11 protein-coding genes and 1 pseudogene are annotated in these 9,474 nt (G+C 44.9%); 3 read left to right on the forward strand and 9 right to left on the reverse strand.

Translation table 11 applies throughout. The features are described from left to right. Positions 1-225: 225 nt before the first annotated feature. Together RMO79_RS04825 and RMO79_RS04830 are read left to right on the forward strand one after the other, a co-directional pair. Positions 226-747 carry a hypothetical protein gene (locus RMO79_RS04825; protein WP_310481924.1) on the forward strand — a complete coding sequence of 174 codons (522 nt, stop codon included), beginning with the start codon at positions 226-228 and terminating at the stop codon, positions 745-747. A gap of 189 nt (positions 748-936) precedes the next feature. After that, positions 937-2,103: a GNAT family N-acetyltransferase gene (locus tag RMO79_RS04830; protein ID WP_310481925.1), complete on the forward strand. Its 1,167-nt coding sequence runs from the start codon at positions 937-939 to the stop codon at positions 2,101-2,103. A 15-nt stretch (positions 2,104-2,118) separates the two neighbouring features. On the opposite strand, the gene RMO79_RS04835 is transcribed toward RMO79_RS04830, so the two are convergent. The 5 genes from RMO79_RS04835 to RMO79_RS04855 all read right to left on the reverse strand — a co-directional run bounded on the left by RMO79_RS04835 (position 2,119) and on the right by RMO79_RS04855 (position 3,996). Continuing rightward, entirely contained in the window at positions 2,119-2,769 is a 651-nt protein-coding gene (locus RMO79_RS04835) for an ATP-binding cassette domain-containing protein (RefSeq protein ID WP_310481926.1), read from the reverse strand. Between the two features lie 37 nt (positions 2,770-2,806). Next, on the reverse strand, positions 2,807-3,124 hold the full coding sequence (locus tag RMO79_RS04840) for a hypothetical protein (RefSeq protein ID WP_310481927.1): 318 nt from the start codon (positions 3,122-3,124) through the stop codon (positions 2,807-2,809). A 69-nt stretch (positions 3,125-3,193) separates the two neighbouring features. Further along, positions 3,194-3,433: an XRE family transcriptional regulator gene (locus tag RMO79_RS04845; RefSeq protein ID WP_310481928.1), complete on the reverse strand. Its 240-nt coding sequence runs from the start codon at positions 3,431-3,433 to the stop codon at positions 3,194-3,196. Between the two features lie 112 nt (positions 3,434-3,545). Further along, positions 3,546-3,779, reverse strand: a complete 234-nt coding sequence (locus RMO79_RS04850) for a type II toxin-antitoxin system HicB family antitoxin (protein ID WP_310481929.1) — start codon at positions 3,777-3,779, stop codon at positions 3,546-3,548. Continuing rightward, positions 3,754-3,996, reverse strand: coding sequence for a type II toxin-antitoxin system HicA family toxin (locus RMO79_RS04855; RefSeq protein WP_310481930.1), 243 nt, complete (start codon positions 3,994-3,996; stop codon positions 3,754-3,756). Before RMO79_RS04855 ends, RMO79_RS04850 begins: the two co-directional genes overlap by 26 nt. 610 nt (positions 3,997-4,606) lie before the next feature. Between RMO79_RS04855 and RMO79_RS04860 the strand changes: the two genes are divergently transcribed. Continuing rightward, positions 4,607-5,983: a GAF domain-containing protein gene (locus RMO79_RS04860; protein ID WP_310481931.1), complete on the forward strand. Its 1,377-nt coding sequence runs from the start codon at positions 4,607-4,609 to the stop codon at positions 5,981-5,983. Here RMO79_RS04860 and RMO79_RS04865 read toward each other — a convergent pair. The 4 genes and pseudogenes from RMO79_RS04865 to RMO79_RS04880 form a co-directional block, all read right to left on the reverse strand. Continuing rightward, positions 5,980-6,825 (reverse strand): metal ABC transporter permease, encoded by an 846-nt coding sequence (locus RMO79_RS04865; protein WP_310481932.1) that lies wholly within the window; start codon positions 6,823-6,825, stop codon positions 5,980-5,982. The two genes, RMO79_RS04860 and RMO79_RS04865, sit on opposite strands and share 4 nt — an antisense overlap. 30 nt (positions 6,826-6,855) lie before the next feature. After that, complete coding sequence (locus RMO79_RS04870; RefSeq protein ID WP_310481933.1) at positions 6,856-7,602, reverse strand: metal ABC transporter ATP-binding protein; 747 nt, start codon at positions 7,600-7,602, stop codon at positions 6,856-6,858. Between the two features lie 96 nt (positions 7,603-7,698). Further along, positions 7,699-9,072 carry an MATE family efflux transporter gene (locus RMO79_RS04875; protein WP_310481934.1) on the reverse strand — a complete coding sequence of 458 codons (1,374 nt, stop codon included), beginning with the start codon at positions 9,070-9,072 and terminating at the stop codon, positions 7,699-7,701. A 101-nt stretch (positions 9,073-9,173) separates the two neighbouring features. Continuing rightward, a pseudogene (locus RMO79_RS04880) lies at positions 9,174-9,474 on the reverse strand (prohibitin family protein); the annotation flags it as partial.

Here is a 9,474-nt window from a genome sequence, read left to right on the forward strand (position 1 = left end):
CGATGGATGTAGAGTACCTTCAAAGCGATCGCTCCAAGTCTGTGGTCGATCCATATTAATAAAAGAACAGGGGCGCAAGCTCCTGAATTAAGGGTGGGGAACTATCGGTAGCGAACCCTCAGTCATGCTCCCACAGATAGCTAGAACGGTGACTAGTCACTAGTCCCTATTTCCACGCTATCATGTGAATGTCAAGTCCACCATAAACTTTACCAAAACACCCACATGTCTATTCAATCAACTACATTCAAAGCCAGCAGTTTATTAACCGCTTTGTGTCTGAGTGCTGCTTTAACTATTACCAGTTGTGGCACAAAAGATAAAACAGCAGAAACCACTCCTGCTACTACTACCAGTACTAGTACTACCACTACTACCGAACCTGCTGCAACTACTCCCGCAGCTACCACTCCCGCAGCTACCACTCCCGCAGCCGCTGGTGGTGCTTTATCCGCAGCCGAAAAAGCTCAATTGACTCCCGTCAAAACGGCATTGGTAATGGCAAATACCGCTGTTAAAAGTGGCGATATGACTAAAGCCAAAGCTCAATTTGATAAATTTAGCGCGCTGCTACCTGCTGTAGAGCCAATCCTCAAAGCCAAAGCTGGTTCTAGCTACCCCGCGATCGAAAGTGGGATTAAAATGGTCAAAACCGCAATGGGATCGGCAACTCCAGATAAAGCCAAAGCTGGAGAAGGCTTGAAAGCCGTACTCGATGGCATGAATGCACTTCTCGCCAAAAAGTAACCGCTCCAGGTTAGTTAGTAGTTTTCAGTAATTTCAATTTTGCTCGCTCACACTCCCTGCAAAGGGGAATGACTGAAACAATTTAGCTCTCGATCTCTAACGGGAATTTTGCTAGCATTCAAATACCAAAATCAATTTAGTAGGAAATGTTATACTAAGATAGACCTCTAGGTTGACAAGGGATATACAATGGCTGCGACTAATGGATCTAAAGATCGGACGATCGTTCGTCCATTGCAATATCGAGATATTGACGCGATCGCCAGCTTATGTCAACAAGCAACAATTCCCGACCCGGCTGTAAAAGTTCAGATCGACCAATTGCTCAGACAGATGAGCCGCTGGTACGCACCATTTCAATTTCTGAATATTATCCCCACTCCCAGTATTACCGACCGCGCTCTACTCGTAGCTGAATGCGAACAACAAGTGCGCGGACTCATCAGCGTCTCGCCATTCAATCGCACTCGCAGTACTTGGCATGTAGAATGGGTATCGATCGATCGTCAAGCCGGAACCCCAGAAGAAGTCACAGGCAAAGCTGACATCGGCTCTCAATTATTACGTCATTGCTTCGAGCACATCGTCGATGCGAGTACTTGGGTACTCGAAGTAGATATCAACGATAATCCGGCTCTGGCTCTCTACCGTCAAAATGGCTTCCAACCGCTGGCGCACCTAACATATTGGGAAATTGCCCCCGAATTACTCCAAGAACTAGCACAACGCGAACCAGATTTACCCAATCTCCTCCCCGTCAGAAATACCGACGCGCAACTGATCTACCAACTAGATACAGTATCGATGCCGCCGCTATTACGTCAAGTATTCGATCGGCAAATCCATGACTTTAAAACTAACCTCGTCCAAACGATGGTAGGCAAAGTCAAAGAATGGCTCCAACAAAAGCAATCGGTAAGTAATTACGTCTTTGAAACCCAACGCAAAGCCGCGATCGGGTATTATCGGCTATCCTTAAATCAAGATCGGCAATCGTCGGTAAGTGAAGAGCCTCAAACTCATCAAGCCGAATTGACCGTTCATCCCGCCTATACTTGGCTCTATCCAGAGCTGATGGCACAACTAGCCAGAGCCTGTCAATATCTCCCCAATCAGCCGCTCAGACTAGTCTCCGCCGACTATCAACCCGAACGCGAAGAATACTTCCAACAAATCGGCGCAGTCCGCGTCAAACACAGCCTCTTGATGTCTCGTTCCGTATGGCATAAGCTCCGCGAAGCCAAACATCTGTCTTTGGAAAATCTCCAAATTGCCGAAATGCTCCAAAGCCTCCAACCATCCCGTCAACCGCTCCCCAACCGGATCGAAAAAAACGATCCCGAAGATCTGTCTTAGGATGGTATCGACTTTTTAAACTAGCTCTGCTTGAAAGCAAACTTTTGGAGAGATCGTACCATAATCGAGTTTAATAATTTGGTTTGCGAGGTGAAAATAGCGATCGTCGTGACTGATAACTAGGATTGTTTTACCTCTTGCTTTGAGCTTGCCGAGAATCTCTTTATAAAACAGATCGCGGAATAATGGATCTCGATCGGATGCCCATTCATCGAATAAGTAAATCGGGCGATCTTCGAGATAAGCAGTAAGTAATGCGAGTCGTTTGCGCTGTCCTTGGGAGAGATTAATTGTCGATAATGTGCCATCTTTAACTGTGACTTTACGATCTAGTTGTAGCTCTCGTAAATATTGTTCTACATCTCGATCGAGATTTATCCGATCGAATCCCAAGCATTGCTCGAATAGATAAAAGTCACTAAAGATTGCTGAAAAATGCTGGCGGTACCATTCTAAGTCGCGCTCGACGATTAACTTATCATTGAGATAAACCGCTCCAGATTGAGGCAGATATAAACCAGTAATTAATTTAGCTAAAGTTGATTTACCACTACCATTACCACCGACGAGGAAAGTCACTGTTCCTGGCTCTAATGTCATGCTAATCGGGCCGAGTAAAAATCCTTTTTCTAGTTCTTTTGGTAGAGAATTTTCATTGTCATTCATTTTCTGCTCTCTGTCTGGGTGGCGATGATGAGGTTTTTTAGCATCTCGATTGGGACGATGTTATCGTAAATCCTAAAGTTAGGAACTGCGCGAATTGCCCTAAACTATTCGCTACCGCCATACTTTTCATTGCTGTAGTATTCTTCTGACGGAGTTTCGATACACTACTACCGAGATGATTGGCAGAAAAATCGGCTCTTCTCGATCGATTGAGTTTGAGTTCTTTAATTCCTTTGGTAATGGCTTGAAAATGTTTGAGTAAATTATCTTCCTCATTTCGTGAAGATTGAAATAACTGATGGGCTTTTTTAACTCGACTTTGAACGTAGCCGATCGAAATCGCCATGCAGGGCATGTTCGAGATGTCTGATAATTTTGATGCGCCACTAGAAGATCTTCAGGAATACATGTATGGCAGCCGAATCTAAGCTATGACAATTTCAACGCGAACCTTCATTCCAGCATGAGTTAACATCGTAATTAATGGCTCTATTTGAAACCGATCGATCTTTCCTGCTAACAATTCTTCCACACAATCGATCGTTGTTTTTAGTTGTAATGCTGCTTCCTCTAAACTCCATTGATTCGTTGGCGTTGGCGAAGCCTTTGCCTTAGCAAAAGCCTCTCCCGTGGAGACTCGAATTAACTTTCGCAGACTAATCATCAAATCCGTTCGCGTAGCGTACCGTAGATAATCTAACTCTCAAATTTTCTGATTCCTCCGCCGAGAAACCCAGATCTTCAAAAATATTTTGATTAATTTGAGTCATTCTGAATCATCCTGGCGTTGTTGCAGCAATAGTTTTTGGTTCTGGTAAAGACTCACCACTGGCTTCATAAGCAAGTATTAAGGACTCTAAAGCCTCAACACCATTATTCACCGCCGTCTCATAAGTATCGCCATGAGTCCGCCATTTTTGACCGGGAAATTCTGGGAAACCAACTAAATAACAATCGTCTTCTTCAGACCACGCGATCGTCATTTCATACTTCATCTTCGTTAGGTTCATTCTCTTCCTCCAGAATTTTTGCTTGTTCGACCTCTTGAATTGCCAGACTCACATCCTTTTCCTGATAACGTTTAGCATCTGCACTATCTTGACCAGAAACGGTCAGTTTACCAACATAATTAGGATGAGTCCAGTTCGTATGACTGCCTTTTCCGGCTATCTCAGCAAACCCAGATTTGCGTAAAATCTGCTTTAATTCACGAATCTTCTTTGGCATCTGTTCAAAACCTAACCGATCGCCCTATTGCTATTTTATCCTTTTATCAACCCATTGATGTCACAGGTTAAAGATCGATCTAATTTCAGGAAAATGATAAAATAGAACTAAATTGAAATCCAGCCGAACGATCGATTTTTGTCGATGCAACAGATCGTTGGCGTAGCCTACCGTAGGTAATCGACCCAAGTATTTGATGAAGAGATCGATGTATTACCCGTGCCTGAATTTGCCAAAGATTTTCAGCTCACTTTGGGCGATTTATTTGGATGGCTGCGGGATTAATCCCTCGGTTGTTACAGAGCGGAGCTAGTCCTCACCCGTTGAAATGTCCAGAACTGGAAATCGATCGGCGCAGCAACAGTACGACAGATCGGTAAGATTACTAAGACAAACTGCGTAAATACTGAGTGAAAAAATTAGAATAGGTTATATTATTCACAGATACAGAGCTGTCGCCAGGATTGACAGATCGGCACATTGACGCATTATCGCCGATCGATCCTTAACTGCCCGCACGAACGTGATGTATAAAAAGTTGCTAGCTGGTTTACACTAGTTAATGTAGCATATCTGCTCCCAACCCATTCAGATGTCTTTTGCTGTAACTATGTTCACCAATCTGATCTCTAGAATTCATAACTGCTCCAGAACAGAAGATATTCTTCAGGCAAGTGTAGAAAGTGTTAAAGAAGCTCTCAACTGCGATCGCGCGGTGGTATATAGTTTACAGCCAGAGAGCTTGGGCGAAATCGTTGCCGAGTCGGTAGCTCTAGGATTTCCGAAAACTCAAGCAACCAGGATCGACGATCCTTGTTTTCAGGCGCGACATATCGATAGCTACCGTCAAGGAAGAGTCAGTGCGATCGATAATATCTATGAAGCCAGGATTACAGATTGTCATATCGAGACCCTGAGCAAACTTGCAGTCAAAGCTAACTTAGTCGTACCCTTATTACTACCAGATCGGGCGTTGTATGGGTTGCTGATCGCCCATCAATGTGACGCACCGCGCATCTGGAAGCCAGAAGAAATAACGCTTGCAGTGCAAATGGCAGGTCAGATCGGCTGGGCGGTAGATAACGCCCTCAGATGGTCGGAGTGTCAAAAAATTCAGTCATCGCTCGATCGGCAAAAATATTACAACGAACTGCTCGTTTCTGCAACTCAAAAAATTCATCAATGTCGCACTCGCACCGATGTATTGGCAACAGCAACGGCTCAAGCTCAAGCTATTTTAAAAGGCGATCGCGCGATCGTTTACAGTATTAGCGACCAAAGTAGCGGCAGAGTTTATGCCGAATCGACTTTACCTGCGTTAGCACCACTACTGGGGTCGGTATTTGCCGATCCGTGCTTGGCAGTATACAACAGCAGCGAAGCAGGCCATCATCGCAGCGTCCACGCGATCGACAATATCCACGAAGCTGGCATCGGTGCCGAATTTGTAGATAATTTGGTCAAAAATGCAGTTAAAGCAATGATGGTTGTCCCCATTATCGGCGATCGCAATGAGTTATTTGGGCTACTTTCCGTACATCAATGCTTTGGCTATCGCGAATGGCAAGAAATGGAAGTAGAATGGCTGCGACAAATTGGCATTCAAACTGGCTTGGCTTTAACTAAAGCACAGTTACAAGAAGATATCGCCGAGATGAGATCTTCGCTCAAACGAGCTGGCGCAGTCAAAAATTCGATTAATCATGCCGATACCCAAGTTCAGCAGGTGAAGGAGTCTGTGAGCAACTCAATTCAAACGCTCGACGAAGCCAAACATCTGATGCGTTTACTCAGTAAAGAGGTAGTAACACTGACCGATAAATTGTCTAGTGAAGATATCAATCTCGTCCGGATTATTACCAAGAAATTGCAGGCAAATGCGGAGGTAGCCACCAGCGGGACGATCTCACTTCAGTCGGAGGTCAAAGAACTTGAAACTGTCGTCAATTCTGCAATCAAATTATACAGATCTCGCGCGATTAATTAAGATGGCAATCTAAATCGCTGGGTGAGAATACCTTGAGAGGGGCTAAATAATAACGCGAGGATAAATAATCCTGAAGATACAATTACAATCGCAGGGCCAGATGGCACATGTTTGAGATGAAAACTAATATATACTCCACTCAAACTTGAAAACGCACCGATAACTGCACCCACAATCATCATTTGATGTAACTCTTTTACGAGTAAATATGCTGTCAAAGCTGGCCCAACTAATAGCGAAATCACTAAAATTACGCCTACTGCCTGCATACTGGCAATAATCGTCAGCGTGATTGCGGACATAAATCCCAGATGAATAACTCTAACTGGTAAACCCATTGCTTCGGCTCCAGTTCGATCGAATGTATAGAACAATAACTCTTTATAAGATAAGCAAACTGCTGTAATAATTAATGCTGTTACACTTGCCGTTCGATAGATATCGGTTGGTGTAGTGCCTAAAATATCGCCAAAGAGGAAACTATCTAGATCGATATTATTTCTGAGTACAGAAATCAAGATAATTCCGACTGAAAAGAAACTAGAAAAGGTTAAAGCCATCGCCGCATCGACTTTGACTCTCGATTGCGATCGAATCCAGGAAATAGTTCCCGCACCCATGATGCCAGATATAAACGCCCCGATCGCAATATCGATGCCCAAGAAGAATGAAAGTGATAATCCTGGTAATACAGCATGGGCGATTACGTCTCCATACAATGCCATCCGTTGCACGATTAGATAACTACCGACTACCGGGCATAAAATTCCGACGAGAATGCCAATTGCGATCGCATTTCGCATAAATTCATACTGCCAAGGTTCGACGAGAAAATTTAGCATCTTAGGATTAATAATTGAAACAGCGATCTATTAACAGAATAAATCTGCTCCAGGATCTCGACTGTCATGCTGATGAAATGAGACACCATAAGCTCGTTGTAGATTAGCTGGAGTCATTACCTCTGCTGGCGAACCATAAGCAATCGGGCTTTGGTTGAGCAGTAAAATTCGATCGAGTTGACTCAAAGATTTTCCCCATTCGTGGGTACTAACTAGCAAAATTTTACCCGCAGTTCTTAGTTCGGCAAAAACTTCCAGAAGTACGGCTTCAGTTTTTTTATCGATGCCAGTAAATGGTTCGTCAAATAAGAATAAATCTGCTTGTTGAGCGAGGGCGCGGGCTAAAAATACGCGCTGTTGTTGCCCACCAGAAAGCTCCCCAATCCGCCGATCTTTTAGATCTAACATCCCAACTCGATCTAGTGCCCCATTGACGATTGCCTTCGCCGCTGCACCCGGACGACGCAACCAGCCTAATTGACGAGTACGCGCCATCATCACCACATTCCAAACCGTAATCGGATAATCCCAGTCAACCTGAGATCTTTGAGGTACGTATGCCACCCGTTCCAAATGCTGACACAATGGACAAGTACAATATTTTATCGTACCGCTGGCAGTCGGAATTAGTCCCAACATCGCCTTCAGTAATGTACTCTTACCCGCTCCATTCGGCCCAATTAGCCCCACCAGTTCCCCTGGTTCGATCCGGAAGTCAATTCGATCCAAAGCACGCACGCCACGGTAATTGACAGCTAATTGCTGAATCTCTAGCATGAAAAAAATGTGAGAATGATTATCGCCAATCGATCTCAACCATAGCATGAATTAGGTGACTTGGGATTAGAACTGAATCTACAATCATTAGTAAACTTACTCCCTAGTCTCTAATAAGTGATGAAAACGCCACCAAAAGATGACTGCGGAAATAGCAATGCCGATCGATTGTCCGATCCACAAACCGCTACCGCCGAGTGAGGTATGAAATCCCAACCAATAGCCACTCGTCAACCCGATGCCCCAGAAGGCAAAGAGACTGAGTAACATGGGAATGCGAGTATCTTGCAACCCGTAGAGAGCACCAATGATAATCTTTTGAGGGCCATCTAAAATTTGGGAAATAGCCGCGATCGTCATCATTTTAGTAGCTAAGGTGACGACATTGGCATTGTTTGGATCGTTAATGTCGATAAAAATGCCGATAATCCGATCGGGAAATAACAGTAAAATTGCTGCCATGAGCAGCATAAATCCTAAGCCAGTCGCCGCGCTGACATATGTGGCGCGAGTTGCACCTGCTAAATTATTTTGTCCGATTTCTCGTCCGACGCGAATTGTTGTAGCGTAAGACATTGCCAGCGGTACCATAAATGTAATCGCGATCGTTTGGAGGATGACTTGATGTGCGGCGAGCACTTCCGTACCCAATATTCCCATTAGATAAGTGACGCTCGTAAATAGTCCGATTTCTAAGGCGGTGGCAACGCCGATCGGTACGCCAACGCGGATTAATGATGTTAAAATCTGGATGTCATATCGATAGATCTGCCGAAAAAATCGGTAGGTTTTGAGTTCTTTTTGGGTGAAAATGTAGACGACTAACGATAGAAACATCGCCCAGATTGCGAAGATGCTCGCTAGTGCTAAACCCGCAATTCCCAGTTGGGGAAATCCAAATTTACCAAAACCGAGCGCATAGTCGCCGACGATATTAATTATCGTCCCACCGATCGCAATCGCCATCACAATCTTGGTGTGAGACATCGCCGCCACAACGCTCCGCAACAGGGCAAACCCCAAGGCAGGGAAAAATCCCCACACCATGATATCTAGATAGGTGTTGCCCAACACTACCGTCGTCTCAGCTTGCCCTAGATGGCGCATCAGCAGGTCGAAATTGGCAATGACGAATCCAATCGGGATGGCTAACCCCATGACGAGCAGACAGCCTTGGCGGACGATCCGCTCGATTTGCTGCTTATCGCCAGCACCATAAGCCGTCGCGACGATCGGACTTACGCCCATTAAAATACCTGAAGTCGTGTACAAAAATACGCTGAATGTCAGGGCGGCTAATCCACCCGCAGCGAGGGTTTCTAGCCCCATCCGGCCCATCATTAAGGTATCGACAAACCCGATCGCAGCTTGGGCGAGTTGAACGCCAGCGAGGGGAATAGCAAGTTTGAGAAATGCTTTGACTTCGATATAAATTGGCGATCTATCTAACGCGGATTTGCTGTCAGTCATTTGCTCCAAATTGTGAAATATTACCAGTGAGGTAAATCCCCGACTTCTTCAAGAAGTCGGGGATTTGTTATCGAACCGATCTTTAATTAGATCGATCTCATTTATTTGACTTTATTGGTATCGATATTAATAAAGGGAAGTGCCCCATTACCGCCCATTACCTGCGGGAATTTGCCATCCCATTTATCGATCGCTTGTTTCTGCAATAATTCGGCTGTGAGCGTCTCCCGTAACAGGCGTTGCGCCTCTGCTTGACCCTTCGCGCGGTTGACGTTGGCTTCGGCTTCTTGCTCGGCTTCTTGGGCGACGTAGACGGCTCTTTGAGCGCGTTGTTCGGCAATTTGTTTCTCTTCTACTGCTTTAGAAAATTCGGGCGAAAAATCTAGATCCACAACGCTGGTA

The sequence above is a fragment of the Chamaesiphon sp. VAR_48_metabat_403 genome (assembly GCF_031422475.1).
Taxonomy (GTDB): domain Bacteria; phylum Cyanobacteriota; class Cyanobacteriia; order Cyanobacteriales; family Chamaesiphonaceae; genus Chamaesiphon.